26 protein-coding genes are annotated in these 25486 nt (G+C 69.6%); 12 read left to right on the forward strand and 14 right to left on the reverse strand.

Features of this window, described 5'->3' with window-relative positions:
* Window positions 1–1208, forward strand: a 1208-nt coding sequence (locus C468_RS04135) for a Na+/H+ antiporter NhaC family protein (protein WP_049911997.1), incomplete at its 5' end; no start/stop codon positions are given.
* Between the two features lie 56 nt (window positions 1209–1264).
* On the opposite strand, the gene C468_RS04140 is transcribed toward C468_RS04135, so the two are convergent.
* On the reverse strand, window positions 1265–1450 hold the full coding sequence (locus C468_RS04140; RefSeq protein WP_008847614.1) for a DUF7333 family protein: 186 nt from the start codon (window positions 1448–1450) through the stop codon (window positions 1265–1267).
* A 276-nt stretch (window positions 1451–1726) separates the two neighbouring features.
* Here C468_RS04140 and C468_RS04145 point away from each other — a divergent pair, with 276 nt between their 5' ends.
* Window positions 1727–1909, forward strand: a complete 183-nt coding sequence (locus C468_RS04145) for a hypothetical protein (protein ID WP_008847615.1) — start codon at window positions 1727–1729, stop codon at window positions 1907–1909.
* 18 nt (window positions 1910–1927) lie between these two features.
* On the opposite strand, the gene C468_RS04150 is transcribed toward C468_RS04145, so the two are convergent.
* Both C468_RS04150 and C468_RS04155 read right to left on the reverse strand, forming a co-directional pair.
* Window positions 1928–2662: a class I SAM-dependent methyltransferase gene (locus tag C468_RS04150; RefSeq protein ID WP_008847616.1), complete on the reverse strand. Its 735-nt coding sequence runs from the start codon at window positions 2660–2662 to the stop codon at window positions 1928–1930.
* A 9-nt stretch (window positions 2663–2671) separates the two neighbouring features.
* Window positions 2672–3556, reverse strand: a complete 885-nt coding sequence (locus C468_RS04155) for an aldo/keto reductase (RefSeq protein WP_008847617.1) — start codon at window positions 3554–3556, stop codon at window positions 2672–2674.
* Between the two features lie 140 nt (window positions 3557–3696).
* Between C468_RS04155 and C468_RS04160 the strand changes: the two genes are divergently transcribed.
* Window positions 3697–4209 carry a DUF2240 family protein gene (locus C468_RS04160; protein WP_008847618.1) on the forward strand — a complete coding sequence of 171 codons (513 nt, stop codon included), beginning with the start codon at window positions 3697–3699 and terminating at the stop codon, window positions 4207–4209.
* Window positions 4209–4643, forward strand: coding sequence for a hypothetical protein (locus tag C468_RS04165; RefSeq protein ID WP_008847619.1), 435 nt, complete (start codon window positions 4209–4211; stop codon window positions 4641–4643). The genes C468_RS04160 and C468_RS04165 overlap by 1 nt, the downstream gene beginning before the upstream one ends.
* A gap of 38 nt (window positions 4644–4681) precedes the next feature.
* On the opposite strand, the gene C468_RS04170 is transcribed toward C468_RS04165, so the two are convergent.
* A complete protein-coding gene (locus C468_RS04170) occupies window positions 4682–6595 on the reverse strand; it encodes a methyl-accepting chemotaxis protein (RefSeq protein ID WP_049911998.1) in 1914 nt (637 codons plus the stop codon).
* A gap of 334 nt (window positions 6596–6929) precedes the next feature.
* Between C468_RS04170 and C468_RS04175 the strand changes: the two genes are divergently transcribed.
* Both C468_RS04175 and C468_RS04180 read left to right on the forward strand, forming a co-directional pair.
* Complete coding sequence (locus tag C468_RS04175; RefSeq protein ID WP_008847621.1) at window positions 6930–7205, forward strand: hypothetical protein; 276 nt, start codon at window positions 6930–6932, stop codon at window positions 7203–7205.
* 57 nt (window positions 7206–7262) lie between these two features.
* Entirely contained in the window at window positions 7263–8540 is a 1278-nt protein-coding gene (locus C468_RS04180; RefSeq protein WP_008847622.1) for a DNA double-strand break repair nuclease NurA, read from the forward strand.
* Window positions 8541–8568: 28 nt separating this feature from the next.
* Here C468_RS04180 and C468_RS04185 read toward each other — a convergent pair whose 3' ends face one another.
* The 3 genes from C468_RS04185 to C468_RS04195 all read right to left on the reverse strand — a co-directional run bounded on the left by C468_RS04185 (window position 8569) and on the right by C468_RS04195 (window position 11620).
* Complete coding sequence (locus tag C468_RS04185) at window positions 8569–9294, reverse strand: CPBP family intramembrane glutamic endopeptidase (protein WP_008847623.1); 726 nt, start codon at window positions 9292–9294, stop codon at window positions 8569–8571.
* Between the two features lie 74 nt (window positions 9295–9368).
* A complete protein-coding gene (locus C468_RS04190) occupies window positions 9369–10661 on the reverse strand; it encodes a hypothetical protein (RefSeq protein ID WP_008847624.1) in 1293 nt (430 codons plus the stop codon).
* Window positions 10662–10708: 47 nt separating this feature from the next.
* On the reverse strand, window positions 10709–11620 hold the full coding sequence (locus tag C468_RS04195; protein WP_008847625.1) for an acyltransferase: 912 nt from the start codon (window positions 11618–11620) through the stop codon (window positions 10709–10711).
* Window positions 11621–11883: 263 nt separating this feature from the next.
* Between C468_RS04195 and fmdA the strand changes: the two genes are divergently transcribed.
* The 3 genes from fmdA to C468_RS04210 all read left to right on the forward strand — a co-directional run bounded on the left by fmdA (window position 11884) and on the right by C468_RS04210 (window position 16089).
* Window positions 11884–13155, forward strand: coding sequence for a formamidase (gene fmdA / locus C468_RS04200; RefSeq protein WP_049911999.1), 1272 nt, complete (start codon window positions 11884–11886; stop codon window positions 13153–13155).
* Between the two features lie 115 nt (window positions 13156–13270).
* The gene (locus C468_RS04205) at window positions 13271–14914 is read left to right on the forward strand and encodes a TCP-1/cpn60 chaperonin family protein (RefSeq protein WP_008847627.1); all 1644 of its coding nucleotides are present in this window, start codon (window positions 13271–13273) and stop codon (window positions 14912–14914) included.
* Window positions 14915–15015: 101 nt separating this feature from the next.
* Complete coding sequence (locus C468_RS04210) at window positions 15016–16089, forward strand: aldo/keto reductase (protein WP_008847628.1); 1074 nt, start codon at window positions 15016–15018, stop codon at window positions 16087–16089.
* Window positions 16090–16240: 151 nt separating this feature from the next.
* Here the strand turns inward: C468_RS04210 and C468_RS17450 are convergent, their stop codons facing one another.
* Entirely contained in the window at window positions 16241–16873 is a 633-nt protein-coding gene (locus C468_RS17450) for an IS6 family transposase (protein ID WP_008847629.1), read from the reverse strand.
* 99 nt (window positions 16874–16972) lie between these two features.
* Here C468_RS17450 and malA point away from each other — a divergent pair, with 99 nt between their 5' ends.
* A complete protein-coding gene (malA, locus tag C468_RS04220) occupies window positions 16973–18946 on the forward strand; it encodes an alpha-amylase MalA (protein ID WP_008847630.1) in 1974 nt (657 codons plus the stop codon).
* 194 nt (window positions 18947–19140) lie between these two features.
* Here the strand turns inward: malA and C468_RS04225 are convergent, their stop codons facing one another.
* The 3 genes from C468_RS04225 to C468_RS04235 all read right to left on the reverse strand — a co-directional run bounded on the left by C468_RS04225 (window position 19141) and on the right by C468_RS04235 (window position 22034).
* Complete coding sequence (locus tag C468_RS04225) at window positions 19141–20082, reverse strand: TIGR03571 family LLM class oxidoreductase (protein ID WP_008847631.1); 942 nt, start codon at window positions 20080–20082, stop codon at window positions 19141–19143.
* Window positions 20083–20090: 8 nt separating this feature from the next.
* Window positions 20091–21059: a DUF7260 family protein gene (locus C468_RS04230; protein ID WP_008847632.1), complete on the reverse strand. Its 969-nt coding sequence runs from the start codon at window positions 21057–21059 to the stop codon at window positions 20091–20093.
* Between the two features lie 132 nt (window positions 21060–21191).
* Window positions 21192–22034: a translation initiation factor eIF-2B gene (locus C468_RS04235; RefSeq protein ID WP_008847633.1), complete on the reverse strand. Its 843-nt coding sequence runs from the start codon at window positions 22032–22034 to the stop codon at window positions 21192–21194.
* Between the two features lie 91 nt (window positions 22035–22125).
* Between C468_RS04235 and C468_RS04240 the strand changes: the two genes are divergently transcribed.
* Entirely contained in the window at window positions 22126–22779 is a 654-nt protein-coding gene (locus tag C468_RS04240; protein WP_008847634.1) for a bifunctional 4-hydroxy-2-oxoglutarate aldolase/2-dehydro-3-deoxy-phosphogluconate aldolase, read from the forward strand.
* Between the two features lie 69 nt (window positions 22780–22848).
* On the opposite strand, the gene C468_RS04245 is transcribed toward C468_RS04240, so the two are convergent.
* Together C468_RS04245 and C468_RS04250 are read right to left on the reverse strand one after the other, a co-directional pair.
* Window positions 22849–23205 carry an RNA polymerase Rpb4 family protein gene (locus C468_RS04245; RefSeq protein WP_004047019.1) on the reverse strand — a complete coding sequence of 119 codons (357 nt, stop codon included), beginning with the start codon at window positions 23203–23205 and terminating at the stop codon, window positions 22849–22851.
* Between the two features lie 6 nt (window positions 23206–23211).
* Entirely contained in the window at window positions 23212–23505 is a 294-nt protein-coding gene (locus C468_RS04250; RefSeq protein WP_008847635.1) for a 50S ribosomal protein L21e, read from the reverse strand.
* A gap of 153 nt (window positions 23506–23658) precedes the next feature.
* Between C468_RS04250 and mptA the strand changes: the two genes are divergently transcribed.
* Window positions 23659–24588 carry a GTP cyclohydrolase MptA gene (gene mptA / locus C468_RS04255; RefSeq protein WP_008847636.1) on the forward strand — a complete coding sequence of 310 codons (930 nt, stop codon included), beginning with the start codon at window positions 23659–23661 and terminating at the stop codon, window positions 24586–24588.
* 47 nt (window positions 24589–24635) lie between these two features.
* Here mptA and C468_RS04260 read toward each other — a convergent pair.
* Window positions 24636–25486, reverse strand: an 851-nt coding sequence (locus C468_RS04260) for an IS200/IS605 family transposase (RefSeq protein WP_008847637.1), incomplete at its 5' end; no start/stop codon positions are given.

Below are 25486 nucleotides of genomic sequence, written 5' to 3' on the forward strand. Positions count from 1 at the left end.
TTTTGATCATCTTCACCATCTACGGACTGATCGCGACGTGGGTGAGCGCCGGCACGATTCCCGGCCTGATGTACTACGGGCTGGAGATCCTCTCGCCGACGACGTTCCTCCCGGCGGCCGCGGTCGTCGCCGCCGTCGTCGCCTTCGCCATCGGCTCCTCGTGGACCACCGTCGGCACCCTCGGCGTCGCCTTCGTCGGGATCGGCGCGGGGCTCGGCGTTCCGGCTCCGATGACGGTCGGCGCCGTCCTCTCGGGGGCGTACGCCGGCGACAAGCAGTCGCCGCTCTCGGACACGACGAACCTCGCCGCCGGCGTGACCAACACCGACCTGTACGCGCACATCCGGCGGATGCGGACCGGCACCGCCCTCGCCTTCGGGCTCGCCGTACTCGGGTTCCTCGCGCTCGGGCTCCGCGCGAGCGGCGAGATCCCGACGGGTCGGATCGCGGAGATTCAGGGCGCGCTCGGCGAGACGTACGCGATCACGCTGCTCGCGTTCATTCCGCTCGCGGTCACCTTCGGGCTCGCGCTGCGCGGGTACGCCGCGCTGCCGACCCTCGTCGCCGGCGTGTTCGCCGGCGTGGCCACGACCCTCCTCGTACAGGGGGCCGGCTTCGTCGCCGCGTGGGAGACGTTCATGTACGGTACCGCGCCGGAGTCCGGCTCCGACCTGGTGAACGAACTGCTCGCGACAGGCGGGCTCACCGGCTCCGCGTGGACGATCACGGTCGTCGTCGCCGCGCTCGCGCTCGGGGGCATCCTGGAGCGCACCGGCGTGCTGGCGGTGATCGCCCACGCGTTCACCTCGGCCGTGCGGAGCCCGGGCGCGCTCGTCGCCGGGACCGGCGCCTCGGCGATCGTCATCAACGCGCTCACCGCCCAGCAGTACATGAGCATCGTCCTGCCGAGCGTCACGCTCCGGAACACCTACGACGAGTTCGGCCTCGACACCGACCAGCTCTCGCGCGCGGTCGAGGCCGCCGGGACGCCGACCGGCGCGCTGTTCCCGTGGCACGCCGGCGCCGTCTACATGGCGGGCGTCACCGGCGTCCCGACGCTGGAGTACGCGCCGTACTACCTGTTCGCGTTCCTGTCGCCGCTCGTGCTGTTCGCCATGGCCGCGACGGGCTACTCGCTGAACGCGACGCCGGCCGCGGTGCCCGCCGCCGACTCGTCCGCGCCCGCCGTCGCGACCGACGACGACTGACGGGGGGACGCGGGGTCGCCGCGTCCCTCGCTGAACTGCTCAGTCGGAGACGGGGTTCAGGGACTGGCGCGGAACTCGCCGTGTTTCATCCCGAAGAGGAACGCGACGATCGAGAAGACGATCATCGAGGGCAGGACCATCATGAACACCGTCGAAGGGGTCATCATGAACGTGAGCGCGACCGTTGCGACAGCGACGATCACGCCGAGCGGAAGCACCGACCGAACGAAGTCGAATTCCATACGCCTCCTTACGGCCGGACGAACAAAAAGCGGATCCACTGACCCCCGATCGACAAGTACCGGGTGGGATCGACGGCGGCCGGGTGGCAGACCGGTTCACTGTCTCTCGCAACTGTCCCTCTCGGGTTCGGAAGACTTCGACAGCGCCGTTTCAGCGGCCGCACCGACCGCGATCGCGCGACTTCATCAGGGCACGGAACTGCGGGATTCGGCCGGATGGAGACGGACCAGCGCCGGCGGGAAAAGAACTACCCCGAAGTCCGTCGAGTGCCCTCTATGGACCTCCGCCGCAACCTCTACGCCGCCGCCTTCGTCGGGGCGTCGCTGTCGTACATCTTCAACGTCCTCGCCTTCACGGGGACGTTCGACGTCTTCCGGTGGGTCGTGTTCGCCGCCGTCTTCCTCGGATTCACGTACGGGTTCGAGAGGCTCATCGAGTGGCAGACCGCCCCGGCCTGAGGCCCTCTGGCGGCGTCGTCACCCCGGGAGCCGGAACGCGAGGCTGTACATCCGTCCGACCGATTCCGACCCGATCTCGCCCTCGAGCCGCCGGGCGGTCGCCGCCAGCGCGTCCCCCGCCTCGCCGGGGTGCTCCGCGGCCGTCTCGGCCGCGAGGTCGGCGTGTGCGGCGACGTGGCTCTCGGTCCAGGGCACCGGCTCCAACAGCGTCCGCTCCCGCTCGAACTCCCAGCCGTGGCCCGCGAAGAACCGTCGCAGGAACGACGACGGGTAGAAGGTGAGCGCCGGGCGGCCGCGGGCCAGCTCCGACGCGGCGTTCTCGACGGCGAACAGCTCGCCGATCGCGGCGCCGTCGGGCACCGGGTCGTAGTCGTCGACGACGAGGCGCGCGCCCGGGGCCGCGACCCGCGAGAGCTCCTCGGCGACCGCCGACAGCGACGCGGGATCGAGGACGTTACAGAGGCCGTGCGCGGTGACGAACTCGACGGACTCGTCGGGCAGCGGGACCGCTCGGAGGTCCGCCTCCAGCACCGCCAATCGGTCGCCGTCGTCGCCTCCGCCGTTCCCGCCGCCGACGCGCCGTCGCGTCGTCCGCGCGTGGTCCCGGTCGTCGGTCACGGCGTACACCCGGGCGGCCCCGTTTGCGAGCAGGCCCGCGGTCGCGTTCCCGGCGCCCGCGCCGGCCTCTAGGCAGCGCGTCCCGGCCACCGGTTGGTCCTCGAGTGCGGTCGCGACCGTGCGCGGAACGTCCATGGGTCTCGCTCAGTGGTGGAGCTGTTCGGGAACCGGGCTGTCGTCGTGGCGCACCCGCTCCATCAGCGACCGCTGGGCGGCCTCGTCCATCCCGTCGTAGTCGGCCGCGGCCTCGAGGATCATGGTGACGAGCTTCGGGTCGCCGGCGCTGACGACGCTGGTAAGTCCCTGTGCCGCGGCGAAGTCGAACCGCTCGCGGATCTCGTCGGGCGCGGTGACCGGCCGGTACCAGTTCGCGAACGGCCGGTCCGCCTCGGGGAGCTCGTCGGTCGGCGGCCACGAGCCGCCGGCGAACGCCTTGATCCCCAGCGTGCCGACGTCCCGCTCGTCGGCGCGGGCGAGGACCGCCTCGTAGTCGTACTCGTCGTCGTCCTTCCCGGCGACGACGGGATTCAGGGGGAACATCACCGACTCGAGGTCGTCGATGCGCTCGAGCGCGTCGAGGATGAGGTCCGGTTGCCCGTGGCTCGTCAGACCGATGTGGTCGATCAGCCCCTGCTCTTTGGCCTCTCGGAACGCCGCGAGCGCGCCGTCGTCGCCCGTGATCGCGTCCAGCTCCTCGTCGTACTCGAGGCCGTGGACCTGGTACAGGTCGATCGTGTCGACGCCGAGCCGGTTCAGCGACCGGTCGAGCTTGCGCCACGCCCCCTCGTAGGTCCGCTCTTGGGTCTTACAGCCGAGGAAGATCTCCTCGCGGTGCTGCCGGAGCTTCGGGCCGAGCTTCAGCTCCGCGTCGCCGTACGTCGGGGCCACGTCGAAGTGGTTGACGCCGTAGTCGAGGACGTGTTCGACCAGCTGGTTCGCGCCCTCCTGTTCGAGCCAGTTCAACGCGATCGCGCCGAACGTCATGACGGAGCTATCGTGACCGGTGCCGCCGAGCGGGCGGGTCTCCATACGTGCGCCATCACGCCGGCGCGACATAACGGTTGCCGGGCACGAGGTCCGGTCTCGAACGCAATCTGAGCTCCGGGCGCTCGCGAACCCCGGCTCGCGGTCCGGTAGGTTTACCGCCGTCGACGCCTCCCGATTCGCACATGAGCCTCGAGGTCGCCGTCGCCGTGCCGTTTAAACAGCGGGCGACGGAGCGGTTGGGCGAGGGGGAGTTCGTCGTCGCGCTGTCGCTCGATCGGGACTGGTTCTCCCCCGATCAGGCGAAGCGGCTCGTCGACGTCGCGGTCGGCCGCGGGCTGGTCGCCGAGGAGGACGGCGACCTCCGCGCGCGCTTCGACCCGGCCGACGTGACCGTCCCAGAGGCGTTCGCGCCCGACGAGTCGATCCTCCGCGAGCAGTCCACCTTCGAGACGGCGCTCGACGCGATCGTCGCCGCCGGTGTCGAGAAGCAGCGCGCCGTCGCCGCGATCAACGAGCGGCAGCGCGCCCTCGCGATCAACATCGAGGCGGCCGCGGTCCTCGTCGCGAAGGAGCACGGCGCCGCCGTCGACCGCCTCGCCGCCGACGTTCGACGGGAGCTGGCCGCCGCCGGCGACGCGGCCGGGAAGGACGATGCGACGGACGACCCGACGACCGGCGCCGCGGAGGCCGAGTGATGGTCGACGACCGCCTGACGGACGGGGTCCGGATCGGCCAGCTCCTCGCCTCCGAGATCACCGGCAACGAGGGCACTCTGCGCAACCTCGCGCTGGGCGACGCCGACCCCGACGTCGAGCCGACCCCCGACGGCGCGCTCGCGTACCGGATCGTCCGCGAGGGAACCGACGGCGGCGGCGCTCGACTCGTCGCCGAGGCCTACGTCCAGCCGGACCGCCTCCGGCTCGAGTTCGTCGCGGGGTCTGCGGAGCGGGACGCCGGGGCGGACCGCCCCGCGACCGCCGCCGACGCCGCCGGCGAGGCGGGGCTCCGCGTCAGGCCGAAGGCGGTCCGGCCGCCCCGGACGCTCGTGTTCGTCGAGGACGGCGCGGAAGTGAAACGCGCGCTCGCGGTGTTCGAGGCCGTCGTCGACGCCACCGGAAAACGGGCGTAACGTCGCGAGTCGCCGGTTCGGTTCGTCACCCGGTCGGTTCAGTTCGGCTGCCCGCCGTCGCCCATCGCGACGTCGCGCGACCCCGCCGTCGGACCGTCGGTCGACTCTCGGCCGACCTCGAAGTTCCGGAGCAGCGCCCGGAGCCGCTCGGCCTGCTCGGCGAGCGAGCCGGCCTCGGCGGTCGCCTGCGACATCGCGGCGAGCTGCTCGTCGGCCGCGTCGCTGACCTCGTCGGCCTCGCCGGCGGTCGACCGGCTGATCCCCGCGACCTCCTCGACCATCGACACGGTCTCCTCCGTGCTCGCGGCCTGGTCGTCGGTCGCCTTGCTGATCTCGCGGATCCCGTCGTCGGTCTCGCTCGCGTTGGCCGCCACCTCGGCGAACGCGTCGGCGGCGTCTCCGACGGCGTCGGCGCCCTCTTCCATGTGCTCTTCGGCGGTCCGGACCTCTCCGACCGCTGCCTGCGTCTGCGCTTGCGTGCCGGCGATGAGCTCCTCGATATCCTGGGCCGCGTCCTGCGTCTCCTCGGCCAGCTGTTTCACCTCGTCGGCGACGACCGCGAACCCGTCGCTCCCGCCGCCGGCGCCGCCGGCCCGCGCCGCCTCGATGTTGGCGTTGAGGGCGAGCAGGTTCGTCTGCTCGGCGATGTCGCCGATGAGGTCGACAATCTCGCCGATGTCCTCCATCCGCTCGTCGAGGACGCGGACCTTCTCCGCCGTCGCGCCGATCGCGTCCTTCGACTCCCGGACGCTGTCGATCGCCTCGCCCGCGGTGTCCTGTCCCTCGTCGGCGATCGAGGCGGTCTCCTGGGCCGCGTCCGCGACGGTCTCGGTCGAGGAGGCGACCTCCTCGATCGTCGCCGAGAGGTTGTTCATCTCGCCGGAGACCTGTTCGAGCATCTCGCGCTGGTCGTCGGCGCCTTCGGCGATCTCGGCGATCGACCGGCTCACGTCCTCGCTGCGCGCCTCGGCCGTGTCCACGCCCGCGACCGTCTTCTCGCTGCCCGCGGACACTTCGCCGGCGAACGACTGCACGTCCCGCATCGTCGCCTCGATGTCGTCCATCATCTCGTTGAACGCGGCGCCGATCTGTTCCATCGCGTCGCTCTCGCTGTCGGCGTCCAACCGAACCGTGAGGTCGCCGTCGGCCGCGAGATCCATCGTCGCGCTGTACTCGTCGGCCGTCGTCTCGAGGTGCTGGTTCAGCCACTCGACCTCCTCGCGGCGCTGCTCGACCTCCGCCTTCGCCTCCTCGACGTCTTGGATCTCCGCTTTCTGCTCGGCGACGAGGTCGAGTTGGCGCCGCGCCTCCTCGCGCGACTTCTCGATCGAGTACCAGTTGGCCATCAGCGCGCCCACGAGCCCGAGGATGAAGAACGCGTGAATACCGCCCCAGATTATCGGCTGTTCGATCGCCGCGGTGTGGTTGTAGACGAGGCTCGAATCGATCAGACTGAACGCGCCGTGGCCGACGGCGACGTACGCGACGCCGACGGCGAACGGGAGCCAGTCCTCGTACAGCGCGAGCACCGCGACGAACACGAAGAAGCTGAAGTGCGCCTCGATATAGCCGCCCGACAGCTTCACAAGTGCCATCGAGACCGTCATGAGGCTAAACGCCGCGAGCACCGTCCGCTGGCGTCGGCCGAGCCGCGACCAGTTCGCCAGCGCGGCGGTGGCGAGGATGATGGCGACGAACCCGCCGAGCATCCACCCCGGCGTCGCGGGGATCTGTGCCCCAGTGATCGACTCGGTCCCGCTGTACAGCCCCAACGCGATCAAGAACGGCACCTGCACCGCGATCAGCATCAGGACGTTCCGGTGGCGCCCGCCCCACATCTCCTCCGGCATCGTCGTCCCGTCCGGAATGTACCGGACGATCTCGCGGAGCGTGTGTGCCACCCCGGACGGTCCGGACGCGTCTGCCACTGACCCGGTCGCTGATTCGCTCATAACCGGACCTTGTCACACCATTCAAAAGAGTATCCCCTCCGAATATTACGCCTGATAGCGTCGCTGAGAGCTCGAACACACGTTTGAGGCGCGCTCGATGGCTCCTCTGAGAAGCGTTCGATCGCTCCCCTGAGACACCGTCGAGCGCTTTCGGAGGAGGAGAGAAGTCGCCCGGAACCGCACCGATCCCCCGGCAAGCACCTCCGATCGGGACGAAGACGCGTTCGCGGCCGCGAGCCGGAAATAATCGAAACCCACACAGTCACACAAAAAGTACATTCTCGATATTGTGAAAATATCTTATGTACTATCACGGAGTACTCGGGTTAAGGTGATGATAACCGCCGTAATTCCGAAGGCGATACGCGAGTCGGACACAGACCTCCTTAACCAGCTCACCGGGCTCACCGGGCTCGGATGGACTACGTCGGTACTGGGGTACCTGAGCACCGTGATCGGCTACGGGAACGGCGTGATAAGCCGACTCGTCGCCGAGCCGCAGTCGCTCCTGTACGTCGGCGGCAGCTTCTTTCTCCTCACGCTCGGCCTCGACCGGTTGCAGAGCAGACTCGGGGCCGACGGGGAACGCGAGGAGGCCGCTTCGGAGTAGCGCTCGGCGCCCGCCTGAGCCGACGCGTTTTATACCTCTCCGGACCGCGGTACGGGCGTGACGCTCGATCCGATCCACGTCGAGAACATCGCGCGGCTCGCGTACGGCATCGCGGGCGACGTGGACACGACCGACCACGACGACCTCGCCGAGCGGGTCTGGAGCGAGTGGCTCCCCGAACTCCGCCGCGACGGGCGAGTCGTGATCGAGCCCGTCGACGAACACGAGCGCCGGCGAGCCCCCATCGACGACGCCGCCCTCGCCGAGCGACCGTTCGAGACGGTCCACGGGCTCGACTCGGGCACGATCAACCCGACGACTTTTAAAAACGGGCTCGTCGTCGACGTGGCCCACGCCGCGATGGCGAGCGCGCCGAGCGACCTCGACCTCCACCGCGACCGGACGATCGTCGCGACCGTCCACGCCGGCGACTCGACAGCCGACTTCGACGACGACTGGCGCAGGCGCGACGACGGTCACACCCGCCAGCGGGTGCTTCACGCCCCTCGGGTGAACCGGTACGCCGAGGGGGTCGTTCACGCGCTCGCCCTGTACCTCGCGGAGGGGACCCACGCGCTCGACCACGCCGACGCGGTCGACGACCTGCTCGTCCTGGACGGCCCGATCTACCCGAAGGAGCTGTTCACGTGGGACGACCGCAACCCCGAGCTCGGTGCGCTCGCGCGCGAGGCGAAGCCCCGCGCGGTCGTCGAGAAGTACGTCCAGCTGGTCGAGCGGTTCGTCGAGCGCGACGTGCCGCTCGCCGGCTTCGTGAAGAACCCCTCCAGCGGGACGATCGTCCGCGCGCTGGGCCGGAAGGGGGTCGAGTCGCCGTGGCCCGACGACACGGCGCTTTTCACACGACTCCTCGAGCGACGCGAGGGCGACGGCCCGGCCGGCGGCGGCGCTCGCGGCGGCCGCGCCGACCGCGTCGACGACGAACTCACCTTCACCACGTGGTTCCGCAGCCGGGGCGGCGCCGACGCGACGATGGCCGCTGACGGCGACGCGCTCGGGATCGAGCGCGAGCTCGACCCGGAGCTGTACGAGCCGGCGTTCATGATCGTGTACGACCCCCGGACCGACGTGACGTACAAGCTCGAGGCGCCGTACGCGTTCGCCCGCGACCCGTCGGTCCGTGAGCGGCTCACCCGGCAGGTCCTCGCCGACGTGGCGACGACGCGGGGGCCGCCGGAGGCGGTCGGCAAGGCCGACGAGCTGGCGCGGATCGCGGCGACGGAGAAGGCGGCGCTCCGCCGGAAGTTCGAGGAGCGCTTCGACAGCGAGCAGCAGGCGACCTACGACGACCGGCGGTGGGGGAAGGAGCCGTATTAGGCCGAGCGGGCCCTCCCCCGTCGAGGAGTCACAGCACGCCCCACAGGAGCCCCGCGAAGATGATCGCGTTGTACAGCCCGTGCGCGAACCCCGGGACGAGCACGTTCTCGGTCTTCTCGTAGAGGACGCCGAGGATCGCGCCGAGAATCACCGTCACGCTCATGTACGCGACCTGTTCGACGACGGTGCCTTCGACGTTCCCGTGGAGCGCGCCGAACATGAGGGCCGCGATGAGGATCGCCGGTGCGGCGTCGAACGAGCGGCGGAGCCCCCCCTGGACGACGCCGCGGAGCAGCAGCTCCTCGGCCGGCCCGACGACGAAGAGCGAGACGGCGATCATCGCGGCGAAGTAGACCACCGGGTCGCCGGCGGGCGTCGTCGCCGGGTTCTGTCCGGTCCCGAGCCCGAACTCGCGGAGCGCGAGGAGGAGCCCGATCTGGAGCCCGTAGAGCACGACCGCGGCCCCGACGATGAGCCCGACTTCTCGGAGCGACGGGACCGAGACCGACACGAGGTCGCGCTGGTCGGTGATCACGAGGTAGCCGACCACGGCCGGGAGGAAGCCCGCGAAGCTGGCGACGGTCCGGAGGAGCGTGAACGCGTTCGTCTCGGGCGCGACGACACCCACCCCGACCGCCGCTGAGGTGGCCAGTTGAGCGATCAGGCTGGCGGCGAGGAGCGCGAAGACGAGCGCGAAGACGGCGCTCGCGGCGTGAACCAGTCGCTCGACCGGGACCGGGAGGTCGTCTGTCATCGACGGTGATTGGACGCACGTCGTGTTAGGCGCTCCGGAACCCCGCGACGGACACGCTGCCGCGAGCGGCCGAGTCAGGAGCCGTCGATCCGCAGCTCGCGCTTGTCGGCCACGGCGTCGGCCTCGGGAAAGTCGCCGCCGCCGAGCAGCCCGCGCGCCGCCTTCTTCCCCCACTCCACCGCGGGCTGGGTGAACGTCGAGACGCTCGCGAGCTCGCCGTACAGCACGCAGGCGGCCTCCATCGCGTACAGCAGTTCGCCGAGGCTCCGCTCGTCGACGCGGTCGATCTCGATCCGGAGGTTCGGCACGTCGGCCGCCGCGAGGCTCGCCTCGGTCGCCTCGAACTCGGCGTCGAGCAGGTCGCCGAGCGACGAGCCGCCGAGGTACGCCAGCCCGTCGAGGTCGGTCTCCGGGATCGCGGTCTCGGCGCGCTCCGTCGGCCGGATCAGCGAGACGAGCTTGTCCGGCGGGCCGGCGCGGTACAGCTGGAGCTGGGAGTGCTGGTCGGTCGCGCCGAGCGCGCGGGCGGGGGTCTGGCCCAGCCCGTCCTTGCCGAGGCTCTCGGCCCACAGCTGTGCGAACCACTCCGCGAACGTCTCCAGCGACTCCGCGTACGGCATCACGGCGTTCGTGAGCGCGCCGCGCTCGGCGAGCGCGTACGTCGCCGCGCCGTAGGCGTACGCCGGCGTCTCGAACAGCGATCCCGACAGGCTCGCCATGCCGTCGCTCCCGCCCGCGAGGATCGCCTCGATGTCGTGGCCCTGCAGCGCCGGGACCGCGAGCCCGACCGTCGAGAGCGCGGAGAACCGCCCCGGCACCCCGTCCGGCACGTCGAGCGCGGGGAGGTCGTGGTCGTCGGCGAGCGCGCGGAGGTTCCCCTCCTTCCCGGTCGTCACGAGGGTGCGCTCGGTCCAGTCGACGCCCGCCTCGGCCATCGCCTCGCGGACGACGAGGAAGTTCGCGAGCGTCTCCGCGGTCGTCCCGGACTTCGAGACGACGTTGACGACGGTCTCGTCGAGCGGGAGGTCGTCGAGCAGCGACGCGACCGCGTCGGGGTCGACGTTGTCGAGGAAGTACGCGTCCACGTCGCTCTCGAGGGCGTTCGCGAGCGTCGCCGCGCCGAGCGCGCTCCCGCCGATGCCGACCGTCAGGACCGCCTCGGGGCGGTCGAACCGGTCGGTCGCCTCGCGGATCGCCGCCGGGTCGGTCGTCTCCGGCAGGTTCAGGGCGGCGTAGCCGAACTCGTCGTCGGCCATCCCGCTCGCTATCCGATCGTGTGCGTCCGCGACGCGGTCGTCGAGGCGCTCCAGGGTCTCCTCCGTGAGCCCCGGTGTGGTCTCCAGGGCGTTGCCGAGGTCGACGTTCATACCGGACGTGGGAACGACCGGAACTTAAGAATAGGTTTCTGACGGCGTCACTGCGGCGGGCTCGGCGGTCGCAGGTCGCGCTGGAACTCGTCGAACTGGTCGAGGTCGTCGGGGAGTTCGTACTCGATCTCGCGCTCGTCCTGTCGGTCGGGGAGGCGGCCGTCCTCCAGGTCGTCGGCGACATCCTCCCAGCCCGGCTTCACGCGGACGCTTCGGGCGGGAGAGCCGACGACGACGTGGTGGTCGGGCACGTCGCCCTGCACGACCGAGCGCGCGCCGACGACGCTGTTCTCGCCGACCCGGCAGCCGGCGCGCACCATGGCGTCGTAGGTGACCCGGGCGTCGTCCTCGACGACCGTGTGGAAGTTCCGGACCTCGGTCTGGTCGACGAGGTCGTGGTCGTGGCTGTAGAGGTGGACGCCGTCCGAGATGGACGCGCGGTCGCCGATCGTCAGCTTCCCGCGGTCGTCGAGGTGGACGCCGTCGTGGATCACGACGTTGTCGCCGATCTCGATGTTGTGGCCGTAGGTGACGGAGATCCCTTTAAAAAATCGGCAGTCGTCCCCGCACTCGGCGAACAGGTGGTTGCCGAGCATCTGGCGGAACCGGAGCGCAAACTCGACGTTGTCGGCCATCGGCGTGGCGTCGAACTGCCGCCAGAGCCACTGCAGATGCTTGGAGCGCTGGAACTGCTCCTCGTCTTTCTCGGCGTAGTACTCCGACTCCAGCGTGGCGTTGCACGGGTCGTACCCCTGGAGACGGACCCGCTCGGCCTTCGACACCGACTCGCCGTCCTGCCACGCCTCCCAGCGCTCGCGGTCGCCGTGAAGATCGATCAGCGTGTCTCGGACGACCTCACAGGTGTCCTCCTCCGAGGAGAGGCGCTCGTCCACCTCGTCGATCAACCCTCGGACCCCGGCCTCCGCGCCGTCGGGCAGGGAGACGTGTCGCTTTGTCATCGTCGCACGTTCGTCGCCGTCCCTCAAATGGATTCGGTTGTGCGGCGCGCGTACGTCGGCGACCGGCGATCGGACCGCTCGCGCCGCCGACGGACGCCGCCCGCGGCGCAGGCAAACGTGACATCGGACGAATTGCGCGGGCAGAAACGTGCGAGACGCGAAGAATCCGCGCGAGCGCGTCCTTCGACGGCCCGAATAGCCACCTCACCTGTTACTGTGCCAACGTTTTTGTAACCGTTCGCTGTATTGACACGCGATAGCATATGCCAGAAGTGAAATTCGAGGTCGACGTCGACAGCCCGCCGGACGAGCAGCCGACGGCCAAGCCGTTCAACCGGTGGCACCCCGACATCCCGCCGGTCGTGGAGGCGGAGCCGGGAGAGACGATTCGGCTCGAAGCGCTGGACTGGACGGGCGGACAGATCTCGGACAACGACGACCCGAACGAGGTCAGAGACGTGGACCTCACGCAGGTCCATTACCTCGCCGGTCCCGTCCGCGTCGAGGGGGCGGAGCCCGGCGACCTGTTGAAAGTCGAGTTCCACGACATGGGGCCGCTGAACGACCGCTCCGAGTTCGGCTTCACCGGGACCTTCTCCCAGCAGAACGGCGGCGGCTTCCTCACCGACCACTTCCCGACCGCCGCGAAGTCGATATGGCAGATCGACGGCTACACCGTCTCCTCGCGGCACGTCCCCGACGTTCGGTACGAGGGGAAGATCCATCCGGGGCTCGCGGGCTGCGCGCCGAGCCAGGAGCTCTTAGAGGAGTGGAACGAGCGGGAACAGGAGCTGATCGACAAGCACGAGGCGGACCCGAGTTCGATCCCGAACCACCCGACCGGGGAGGCGGAACCGGGCGTCGCGAACCCGCCGACCACGGAGGGCGCGCAGATGGGCGAGATGGACCCGGAGGAGGCGGAGGCCGCGGCCGAGGAGGCCGCGAGGACGGTGCCGCCGCGCGAACACGGCGGGAACCACGACATCAAGGACCTCTCCATCGGCTCGACGGTGTACTTCCCCGTCTACGTCGAGGGGGCGAACTTCGCGCTCGGCGACTTCCACGCCTCGCAGGGCGACGGCGAGATCACGTTCTGCGGCGCGATCGAGATGGCGGCGTACGCGGACGTGGAGTTCGACCTGATCAAGAACGGCATGGAAGACCACGGCGTCGACCACCCGATCTTCGAACCCGGGCACCGCGGCCCCAACTTCGAGGACTACATCACGTTCTGCGGCTACTCCGTGACGGAGGACGGCGAGCAGCGCTACATCGACTCGCACACCGCCTACCGGCGGGCGTGCCTGCAGGCGATCGACTACCTCAAGAAGTTCGGCTACACGGGCCAACAGGCGCTCCACATCCTCGGGACCGTCCCCGCGGAGGGGCGTCAGAGCGGCGTCGTCGACGTCCCGAACGCGTGCTCGACGTTGGCAGTCCCGAAAGGGGTCTTCGAGTTCGACATCTCTCCCGGAAACCTGGACAACCGGGCGGACCGCGGCGACCTCGTCGTCACCGACGACCCGCTCGGATGAGCGGCGACGACGGCGGGGGGTCCCTCCGAGAGAGCGGTGGGGGGTCGTTCCGGGCGGAGGGAGGAATCCGCTCCGAGAAGCGCGCCGCGCTGCGAGCGACGGAACACGACACGACATGGCATCCACGACCGAGGAGCTGAGGACCGCGGACCGATCCGACGACCCGATCGGGCCGGGGAGGGCGATCGCGGCGACGCTCCGGAGCACGCTCGGCCCGAACGGGCTGGACAAGATGGTGATCGACCGGAGCGGCAGCGTCGTCGTGACGAACACCGGCGCGACCGTTCTCGACGGGCTGGAGATCGACGCCCCGATCGGGCGCGTGATCCGGGACGCGATCCGGGCGCACGCGCGACACGTCGGCGACGGGACCACTACGACGGCCCTCCTCGTCGGCGAGCTCATCGACGCGGCCGACGGGCTCGTCGAGCGGGGACTCCACCCGACCTCGGTCGTCGACGGGTACGGCCGCGCTGTTTCGCACGCCGGCGACGCGCTCCGCGAGCTCAGCGTCCCGGTCGACCCGGACGACGACCGGGTCCGCGAGGTTGCCTCGACGGCGGTCACCGGGCGCTGGGACGCGGCGTCGGCCCGCCGGTTCGCCGACATCACCGTCGACGCGCTGGACGCGGTCGACTACGACGCCGCCCGACTCACGCTTCACGCGTACCCCGGCGGCGAGCTGGCCGACTCCGAGCGGGTGAACGGGATCCTCGTCGACCTCGACGGGTCGTCGACGACGGTCGACGGGTTCGGGACCGACGACCGCCGGACGCTCGCCGATCCGACGGTCGCGCTCGTCGACGGCGAGGTGACGCCCCCCGCCACCGAGGCGTCGGGGACGGTGACGGTTCGGAATCCCGACGGTCTCGCGGCCGTCCGGGAGCATGAACGGGCGGCCCGCGACGGGCTGATCCGGTCGGTCGCGGGCCGCGACGTCGACGTGCTCGTGTGCCAGAAGTCGATCGACGACGGGGTGAAGACCGACCTCGCGCGCGCCGGCGTGCTCCCCGTCGAGCGAACGAGACGCGACGAGTTCGACGCGATCGCTCGCGCCGCGGACGCGACCGCGGTCGCCGCGGTCGCCGACCTCGATCGGGACGCGCTCGGGACGGTCGGGTCGGTTCGCCGTCGGTCGGTCGGCGGCGGCGCCGCGATCGAGCTCTCGGGACTCCCGGGCGAATCGCACGAGTCGCTGCTCCTGCGCGGCGGGACGCCGCACGTCGCCGAGGAGACGAAGCGGATCGTCGATGACTGCCTCTCGGTCGCGCGCCACGCCGCCCGGGGCGGCGGCGTCGTACCGGGCGGCGGCGCCGGCATGGCGGCCGTCTCTCGCGCCGTGGCCGACCGCGCGTCAAGCGTCGACGACCGCTCGGCGCTCGCGCTCGACGCGTTCGCGGAGGCGGTGACCGTGATCCCGCGCACCCTCGCGAGGAACGCCGGGGCGGATCCGATCGACGCGCTGGTCGCGCTCCGCAACCGACACCACGCCGGGGAGACGGCGGCGGGCGTCGCTCGCTCCGGCGCGGTTGAGAACATGTTCGACGCGGGGGTGGTCGAACCGGTCGCGGTCCCCGCGCGCTGCCTCGAGACCGCGGTCCGGACCGCGGGGCTCGTGTTGCGCGTCGACGAGACGCTGGACGCGGAGCCGATCGAGGGAGGCGACGACGACGGCGGACACCGGGGGCACGACCACGCCGGAGACGGCGACCACGCCCACGAGAGCGGCGGGGGCTACCCGTGGGCGCTGAGTCACTGACCGGCTCGGTCCGCCCTCGTCGTCGATAATAAATGCCGCTCTCGGTCCCGCCGCGTGGGGGAGACCGCACGCGCTAAGTGTCCCGATCCCCAATTCGGCGTATGCAGCACCGCGAACTCGGGAACTCCGGCGTCGAGGTCTCTGAGATCGGCTTCGGCGCGTGGGTCGTCGGCACCGACTGGTGGGGCGACCGATCTGACGAACAGGCGGTCGAGATGGTCGAGGACGCGCTCGACGCGGGCGTCACCTACGTCGACACCGGCGACGTGTACGGCCACGGCGACAGCGAGGAGATCATCGGCCGCGCGATCGACGGCCGGCGCGACGAGGTGACGCTCGCGACGAAGATCGGCTACGACTTCTACAACAATCCGCAGGCGGGCCACGGCGAGCTCCCGAAGGAGCTCGACCGCGAGTACCTCGAGACCGCGTTCGAGCGCTCGCTCGACCGGCTCGACACCGACCACGTCGACCTGCTCCAGCTCCACAACGCGAACGTCGACGACGTCACGCCCGAGGTGCGCGACCTCCTCCGCGAGTGGAAGGCCGACGGCCGGGTCCGCGCGCTCGGCTGGGCGCTCGGCCCCTCCATCGGCTGGCTCGCCGAGGGCGACGCCGCCGTCGAGTACGACGAGTTCGACGCGGTCCAGACCGTCTTCAACCTCTTCGAGCAGGAGCCCGGCCGCCACTTCGTCGACACCGTCCGCGAGACGGGCTCGGAAACCTCGGTCATCGCCCGCGTCCCGCACTCCTCCGGCCTGCTCAACGAGCAGGTGACCCCCGACACCGTCCTCGAAGACGGGGACCACCGCTCGCACCGCCCGAAGGAGTGGTACGAGACCGGCTGGGAGAAGGTCGAAGCGATCCGGTTCCTCGAGGAGCCGGACCACGCCGAGGGGACCCGCACGATGGCGCAGGCGGCGATCCGCTGGCTGCTCGCGCACGACGAGGTCGCCTCCGTGACGCCGACCTTCCGCGACGGCGACGACATCGCGGAGTGGAGCGCGGCGAGCGACGTGCCGCCGCTCTCCGACGCCGAGTACGATCGGGTCGACGAGCTGTACGCGCGCAACTTCGACGTCGACCGCGACGACGGGATGGACGTGCTCCGGACCTCCGTCGACGGCGAGGACATCGAGGCTGCCGGCCTCGACAAGCGCGCCGCGTCGTACTGAGCGGGAACCCGTCTTTTTCGCGTCGAGATCGCAAGACTGTGGCGGCATCACTCCGGACGCGACTACTTTCACTGCGACCTCGTATCTGCGCGCGTTCGGTCGCGAAGTATCCGTAACGACCATTATATTCGGAATAAACGGTCGTGTTAAGTTAAGCATGATTCCACCAGACGGCGTGGGCTTGCAACCACGTTTCCGCGGTCGGTGGGTCGACGTGGCTGAAACAGTTTGAAAACGAAGATGTTCTTCGTTGTACCTCTCGAAAGACACGTTCAACGCTGTTACGAAAGCCGTGGATCTCGACGCGGTAGCTAAGGTTTTCTCGGCGGAGTCCTCCCTTGAGATCATCGGCGTCATCGACGAGAAACACGGCGTCGGCAACGTCGTGTTTCTCGAGGAGCTCGGTGAGAAATTCTCGGGCGATTGGGATCGTATACGTCGGAAACAGCCGTGAATGAAGAATTCTATTCGTTTGCGGATCGACAGCGGCGTACAGCCAGTACTGCTCGTCGTTGATCCGGATTGCTTTCTGATCGACCGCAACGCGATCCGGGGCCTCACCGTCAGCTGGCTGTAGATCGGCTTTCTGCACCCAATTGTGAACAGCAACACGACTTCGATTGACACCCAACTCCTCAAGAAGAATAACTGTATTTGAAAGTGATAGTCCAGCGAGGTGGTGGCGAATACCCTTTTCAATGATCTCGCGGGGTGTCCGCTCTCGCTCCACAAACTCCAAGTCGATCCACTCGGTAGACTCGGTGAGGCGGGCGATTTCTGGCATAGGCACTAGAACTTCGCTCCGCCTCGTTCTTAACTTAACACCGCGGAATAAACTCCCCCAAAACATAAACCGAGAGTCGCCGAGTATCTTGTTATAATTATGAATCATCCCGGCCCACCCCAGTTCGTCGCCGTCGGCGACGCCGTCCAGCTAGCGCCTCGAGACCCCGACCCCGAAGCGACCTACCGGTGGACGGTCGCCGACGCGCCGTCCGGGAGCGAGGCCGTCGTGGGCGACGAGTCCGTCGAGGAGTTCGTCCCCGACGTCCCGGGCACGTACACCATCACGCTCGAAACCCCGGTCGAGGAGTCCCTCACCGTCCGCGTCTTCCCCGCCGACCGGCGCCCGACCGGCGAGGGGTCGGGGTCCACGCGCACGAGCGGCGAGAGCGGCATGAGCGGGATGAGCGGCTACAGCGGACAGAGCGGCTCGGCACGGCCGTTCCAAAGCGGGGGCGTCAGCGGCTCCGGCTCTGGGGCGGGCGCGCTCGGCGAGTCGGGCGAGGACCGCGGCGGTCGACCGCGGGTCCGGCTCGACGCGCGGGTCACGGACGAGGAGGTCGTCGTTGAGGCGACGCCGAGCCCGCATCCCGACTCCGAGACGGACGCCGAGGACCTCGACGTCGAGTTCCTGTTAGACGACCGCGACGACGTGTCGCGGGCCGAGGCGACGGTCGACGGCCGCGAACTCAGGGTGCCGCTCGACGCCGTCTCGAGCGAGCTCCGGGTCCACGCCGTCGCCGTCGACGAGAGCTACAGCGTCCCGGACGCGGTCGGCGTCGAACGGGTCGGGAACGGGGAGTCGTTCTCGGTCCGGCGCCTCAACGACCCCCCGGAGTGGGCGACCGACGTCACGCTCTACGAGATCTACGTCCGCGGCTACGCCTCCGACGACGACGACGCCGAGACGACGTTCGAGGCGCTCGAGAAGCGTCTCGACTACCTCGACGAGCTCGGCGTCGACTGCCTGTGGCTCACGCCGGTGCTCCAACACGACGGGATGCCCCACGGGTACAACATCGTCGACTTCTTCTCGATCGCCGACGACCTCGGGGACCGCGCGGACTACGAGTCGTTCGTCGACGCGGCCCACGAGCGGGGGATGTCGGTGCTGTTCGATCTCGTGTTGAACCACTCCGCCCGCGACCACCCGCACTTCCAGTCGGCGTACGGGACCCCCGAGTCGCCGTACTACGACTGGTACGAGTGGCAGGAGTCGGGCGAACCGGGGACGTACTTCGACTGGGAGCTGATCGCGAACTTCGATTTCACGACGCTCGAGGTCCGTCGCCACCTGCTCGACGCGGTCGAGACGTGGGCGGAGGTCGCCGACGGCTTCCGCTGTGACATGGCGTGGGCGGTCCCGCAGTCGTTCTGGAAGGAACTCAGGGACCGCCTCAAACGGGAGGACCCCGAGTTCCTCCTCTTAGACGAGACGATCCCGTACATCGCCGACTTCCACGGCGGCATGTTCGACGTCCACTTCGACACGACGCTCTACTTCACGCTCAGGCAGGTCGGCAACGGCCACGAGCCCGCCGAATCGATCCTCGACGCCGTCGAGGGGCGGACGCGCTCCGGGTTCCCTGACCACGCCGCGTTCATGCTCTACCTCGAGAACCACGACGAGACGCGATACATCGTCGAGTGCGGCGACGACGCGGCGAGGGCCGCCGCCGGCGCGCTGTTCACCCTCCCTGGGATCCCAATGCTGTACGGGGGCCAAGAGCTCGGACAGCGGGGCAAGCGCGACGCGCTCGCCTGGGACCACGCCCGCGACGATGTCCGCTCGCAGTACGACGCCCTGATCGCGCTCAAGGAGGCGCACCCGGCGCTCGGACCGAGCGGCGACCTCGAACGGATCGACTACGAGGCCGACTCGGACGATGTCGTCGCGTTCGCTCGGGAGGGCGAGGGGAACCGGTACGTCGTGCTGCTCAACTTCGGCGAGGAGACGGAGACCGTCGGGATCGACGAGACCGTCGACGCGACCGACCTCGTCTCTGGGGAGTCCCGCGCCGCCGAGTCCGGGCTCGCGGTCGAGGACGTCGCGGTGTTCGGTGCGGAGCGGTAGCGCCGTATATCCCGTCAGCGGTCGCGGCTGACGCCGGCGTTGAGAAGTGGTGGCTCGGTGGAAAACCCTCGTCACAAGGGGCTCAGTGGGGGTAACACGTCGTCATGGCCACCGTCTGCAGCGTGGCCGCCGTCGGGTATAAACCTCCCGCGATGGAGCGGCTCAGACCGCCCCGGCTCGCGGGGCCGGGAGGCTCAGAACGCCCCGCCCACCTCGTCCGCGAACGTCTCCATCGCCGTCTGCGGGTCGTCGCCGCGCAGCCCGACGACGACGTGGTCGACCCCGAACTCGTCGAGCCGCCGGAAGTACTCCCGGAACCACTCGGCGCCGGCGCGGTAGCCGAGGTGGCGGTGTTCGGGCCCGGCGCTCGGGTCGTCGGCGAACTCGACGCCGACGGCGATGGCGAACGGCTTCGCGCCCGCCAGCTCGCGCCACTCCGCGACGTAGCTCCGGAGCGTCTCGTCCGGGAGGTGGTAGAACAGCCAGCCGTCGCCGCGCTCGGCGATCCACTCCGTCGACTGCCGCGCGTTGCCCGTCGGCAGCACCGGGAGCGTCTCCGTCGTCGGCTTCGGGAGCACGTCGAGGTCGCCGTCGAGCCCGCCCCACCCGCCGTCGACCTCCGGGAACTCCTCCCGCCAACACGCGCGCATCGCCGCGATCCGCTCGCGGACCATCTCGCCCCGCCGGTCGGGGTCGACGCCGAACGCCGGGTACTCGGGGTCGCGGTCGCCGGAAGCGACGCCGAGGACGACTCGCCCGTCGGAGAGCCGGTCGAGGGTCGCGGCGGACTTCGCGAGGTGGATCGGGTGTCGGAGCGGGAGGACGACGCTCGCCGTGCCGAGCGCGACCTCGTCGGTCCGGGCGGCCACGTGCGAGAGCAGGCCCCACGGGTCGAACGCCCCGCCGGCGTCGCCGAACCGCGGCCAGTAGGTCGGCACGTCCCGCGCCCAGAGCCCGTCGAATCCGAGGGCCTCGGCGCGCTCCGCGAGCCGGACCTCCTCGGCGGGATCCGGCGTGCCGCGCCGCTCGCCCGTGAGCGGGAACCCGAGCCCGAACGTGAGGTCGGCGCCGTCGAACAGCCGCTGGAAGCCGGCGTTGGCGTGATCGAGACGCTCCTCCGCGTCGGGACCCCCCATTTTGCGAGCTATTCGCCGCCCGCGATCCGGCCGGCGACCCGGTCGCGGTCGGACCGGATCTCCCCGGCGATCTCCGCGACCTGCGCCAGCACGGGGTAGCGGGGGCCTCCGGTCGGTCCGTACAGGTACTCGTGGAACGGGCGGCGGTCCTCCCCGTCGCCAGGGGCGTCGACGGTCATCGGCGGGTCGTTGAGCGCGCGCTGGCGCTCGGCGGCGACTCCCTCGCACTCGGACTCGAGCTCGTCGAGGCTCCGCCAGACGTCGATCGCGGCGTCCGTCTGGTCCCCCGTCACGCCGTCGAGGTGCTCGAGGAGTCGGCGGCGGCGGCGGTCGACGCGGTCCAAGTCGGCCCCGAATCGCGACAGTGCGTCGATCTCCGTGTCGATCGCCTCGGCGAGGGACGATCGGGCGTCGGCCGCCCGCCGGCTGCGCCGGACGAGCGCCGACTTCGCCCCGGTCGAGAGGGTGCCGTTAGCGGCCAGCGCGGCGGCCGTGTCCGGCCCTAGCTCGGCGGCGAGGCTCTCGGGGACCGTCTCGTCGTACTCCTCCCTGTAGTGGGGCAGCGCCATCACCGTGTCTCGGTACGCCGCGAGCACGCGCCGGAGCCGGACGTCGTCGCCGGCCCCTTTCCCCCTGTTGACCGTGGACACCGTTCGGACCGCGGTCGCCGGTCCGTCGAGCGCCGACGCGGTCGACGAGGCGGGCGCGGGGTCGAGCCCGGAGACGCGGTCCGCGAACTCTTCGAACGCGTCGCGCTCGTCGAGGACCCGCCGCCGCTCGCTTCGGCAGTCGGCCTTGGCGTCGCGGACGTACGCCAGCGCGGCGAACGCCACGACGCCGGCGAGGACCGCCGCGGTGACGGCGCCGGGCTCGCTCGCGACCGCGGCGAGGTCACAGGAGAGGCTGGTACATCCCGTCGCCGCCGGCTCCGCGGTCTGCACCCGAAAGATCCCGGCCGCTCCCTGTCTCGCGCTCATTGTGTGCGGTAACACGACACACGTACAAAGCGCTTGTGGCGGATCTCGACACCTGAAACGACGGTTCCCGGAATCGCGGAGACGCCCCGATCGACGCGGCCCAAGACGCGGCCGCCGGCGCGACGCCCCCGACTACTCGACGACCCCGTCGTCGGTGATCACGGTGTCGATCATGCCGATCGGGGTCGCGTCGTAGCTCGGGTTCTCGATCGTCACGTCTTCGACGGGTTCGCGCATCACCTCGACGGCGTCGCGGAACTCGTTTTCGAACCGGAACTCCTCGATCTGCTTCGCGCCGGAGCCGACCGCGGTCACCGGCACGCCGAGTTCGCGGGCGGTGACGACCAGCGGGAACGTTCCGATGCGGTTGTAGTACGTGCCGCCGGTCATACACGTGATCCCGAGGAGGACGCGGTCGCAGTCGCGGAGGGCGTACCCCATCGCGCTGTCGACCACCATCCGGGTGTCGACGCGCGCCATGCCGGCGAGCACGCGGGCCGTCTTCCGACCGAGGGTCCGCGGGCGCGCCTCCGTGACGTACACCGTCAGGTGAGCGCCGCCCCGAGCCGCGTTCTCGATCGACTCCAGCACGGTCGTCGAGTAGTCGTGGACTAACAAGGTGTCGCCGTCCTCGATGCGCTCGGCCGCGTTGGCGGCGGCTTCCCCCTTCGCCGTCTCGATGTCGTCCGCCACGCGGTCGATGGTCTCTTCGAGCCGCTGTTTGGCGTCCTCGACGCTCGTCGCCTCGCCCACGATCGAGCGCTCGACCTCGCGCATCGCGTTGTGGAGCGCGGCGTGAGAGGGGTTCGACCGTCGCAACACCCCCGCGTTGTGTTCGAGGTCGCGCTCGAATCCGTCGACCGTCACGTACTCGCGGTCGAGCAGCTCCGCGAGCGACCGCGTCGCCTTCACGGCCACCGCCGACGTGCTGTGGGTCCGCATCGCCCGAATCTCGGCGACCGTCTCGTCGATCATACTCGGAGAGTCGGCGCCCCAATTCAAATGGGTTCCGGGGACCGGCCGGCGATGGCGTGGTATTAACACCGCGGTCGCCGAGGTCCCCGGCATGAACGCCACTAACCGCACGACCCGCATCGCCGACCGCGGAATCGTCGGCATCGTTCGCGGCTCCTCGGCCGACACGATCGTCGAAATCGTCGACGCGCTCGTGCGCGGCGGGGTCGACGTCGTCGAGATCACGGCCGACACCGACGACGTCACCCGGCTGCTCGGCGACGTGAGCGACTCGTTCGGCGACGAGGTGCTGCTGGGCGCGGGAACGGTGCTGGACCCGGAGACGGCGCAGGCGGTTCTGTCGAACGGCGCGGAGTTCGTCGTCACGCCGACGGTGAATCCCGACGTGATCGAGCTGGCGAACCGCTACGGCGCCCCCTCGTTCCCCGGCGCGTACACCCCAACCGAGGTGGTCCGCGCGTACGAGGCGGGCGCCGACGCCGTGAAGCTCTTCCCCGCGTCCACCGGCGGCGTCGACCACCTCCGAGCCGTCGGCGGGCCGCTCGGTCACGTGCCGCTCGTGCCGACGGGCGGCGTCTCCGTGGACAACGCCGAGGCGTACTTCGACGCCGGCGCGACGGCGCTCGGCGTCGGGAGCTCGCTCGTGGACCCGATCGCCGTCGCCGACGGGGAGTTCGAACGGCTCACCGAGACCGCCGCGGCGTTCAGGGAAATCGCGGACGGGCGGGACGCCGACGACCGGTAGACCGGCGTCTGTGGGAACCAGTCGCACGGCCGGAAAAGCGAACCGCGGCGCCGAAACCGCCGCCCCGTCTCAGGCGTACTTCGCGACGACGTTCAGCACGTCGTCGAGCTCGTCGCCGTCGAGCGAGTAGCGCTCCTGTGCGAACACCGAGCGCAGCTCGGTGCGGTCCTCGGGGAGAAGGTCCGCGATCTTCACCGCGGTCGGCACGTCGATCTGGTCGAGCTCGGTCAGCTCCTCGACCAGCTCGCGGGACTCCTCGGCGTCGAGGTGAGCGAATCGGTTGACGTGCTCGATCGCGCGGGCGAGCTCGTAGCGCAGGTCGCGGTCCTCGTCGTCCGCGCGCTCCGCCTCGATATCCACGAGGATCTCCTTCGCCTCGGAGGTGGTGACGTACTCCTCGTCGAGCTTCTCTTTGAATATCGTCATCTCAGTTCAGTTGTGCTGTGCGCTCATGTGGGCGGCGGCGACGATGAGCGTCTTCGTCTTGCCGCCGTCCGAGATCTCGACTTTGAACGCGGAGCCCTGCTTGCCGACCACCGTGCCGGTGCGGCCGTCGAAGCGCGGGTGGAAGCGGCCCTTCTGGACGCTCGGGTCGATCTTGAGGTGGACCTGCGACCCCTCGTCGAACTCCTGGATCGCTCGCTGCGGCGGCGACGTGCCGCGGTCGCGGGGTTTGTTCGAGAGCTTGTCGCGGGTCGCCTTCTGGGGTCCATTGGAACTCGGCATGGTCTTGGGCGTTGTTCCGCTGCCGCGGTTATAAATGGTGCGTTACGGCCTCCGACCGGGAGCCGATGCCACACCGACGCCGGCCCTCGGAACAACCCTACGGGACTCCCCCTTTCGAAAGTGCTAATCCTGTGACTCCCTAGCGTATTTATAATGAGTCATCAGCTGCCGGACGTCCAGGCGTCGGCGCCCGACGTCTCTGTCGGGCTCTCGCAGGTCGGCGTCACCGGCGTCGAGAAGCTCGTCAAGCTCGCTCGCGGCGACAAACGCCCCATCGTCCTCATGGCGGAGTTCGAGGTGTTCGTCGACCTCCCGAGCGGGCGCAAGGGGATCGACATGTCGCGGAACCTCGCGACGGTCGACGAGATTCTCGAGGAGATCACCCGCGAGGAGGCGTACCGCGTCGAGGAGGTCTGCGGCGACGCCGCCGAGCGGCTCCTGGAGAAGCACGACTACACCACCACCGCCGAGGTGTCGATGTCGGCGGAGTTGGTCACCCGCGAGGACACGCCGGCGTCCGGGATCGAGACGCAGAGCACGGCGACGATCGTCGCGAGCGCCACCGCCACCGAGGGGGGCACCCGTGAGGAGATCGGCGCCGAGGTCACCGGGATGACCGTCTGCCCCTGCTCGCAGGGGATGAGCGAGTCCCGCGCCCGCGACAAGCTCGCCGAGCTTGGCGTCGACGAGGAGACGACCGAGGAGTTCCTCGACGCCGTCCCGCAGCCGGGCCACTCCCAGCGCGGCCACGCGACGCTCACTGTCACCACCGACGGCCACCCCGAGATCGACCTCCGGGACCTCATCGACGTCGCCCGCGACTCGATGAGCGCCCGGATCTACAACATGGCGAAGCGGCCGGACGAGGACCACATGACCTACGAGGCGCACGCCGACGCGAAGTTCGTCGAGGACTGCGTCCGCGCGCTCGCCGAGGGCACCGTCGCGGAGTTCGACCACCTCCCGGACGACGCCGTGATCCACATGAAACAGTCGAACGACGAGTCGATCCACCAGCACAACGCCCACGCCGAGCGGGAGGTCACGATGGGCGACCTGCGGGACGAACTCGGCGACAATTGACATCCTCCCCGCGCTAAAGCGCGAGGATTCCTCCGTTGGGGGTTCGGCTACCGACCCACGGAGGCAACTTGCGGGTTTGTGCGCGCTTCTTTGGGACTTTCGTGAGGGTGTGGTTTCCCCGACCACTCGTGGTCGTCCCACTCGAATCGCACGGGCCGTGCCATCGGCCTGAGTTCGCAATCGCTGTTTTCTCGAAGGAACGTCTCTGACGCCGTGAGGTCGGCGTGCCCCTCGAAGCCACACGAACACGTCAGCGTCTCCCCGTGGCGAACCGTCTCCTCGTGGTCGCCACACTCGGGACACGTTTGAGAAGTCCACGCTTCAGACTCGACTTCGAGACTAATACTGTATTCTTCACAGACGCACGCGAGACGGTGGATGAACTTTTTGAACGCCCAGAAGTTGTGCGTCTTCTCGTTCACCCTGACCGACCAGTGCGTGTCCAGCACGTCGGTCAAATCGCCCACGTACACCGTCGCCACGCCCTCGTCGTACAGTCGTTCGACGAGATCGCGCACCAACGCGTTCTGTGCGTGGTCACGGCGTTTCGTCCGCTGTCGGTACAGCCGTCGAATCCGCTTGGAACTGTAGCGTCCCTCTCGGAGTTTCGACTGTAGGCGGGCGATTTCGTCGGTCGTCTCGCGGAACCGTCCGAACAACTCTCGACCGTCGTAGAGGTACTGCGAACCAGTGGTCGTGGAACAGGCGACGAGATTGTTCGCGCCAACGTCGAGGGCGGCTTCGTGAGAAGCCAGTGGTGAATCCAGTCGAGAATCAGGAACAGTGACTGGTTGGAAAGCCCTGAACGCGTCGCTCACCTCGTCGTATTCGAGTTCCAGACGGCCCTGTTCGCCGTCCCACTTCGGGTTGCCTCGGACTTCGAGGCGGAGCCGTTCGT

Source organism: Halorubrum kocurii JCM 14978, from assembly GCF_000337355.1.
GTDB lineage: Archaea > Halobacteriota > Halobacteria > Halobacteriales > Haloferacaceae > Halorubrum > Halorubrum kocurii.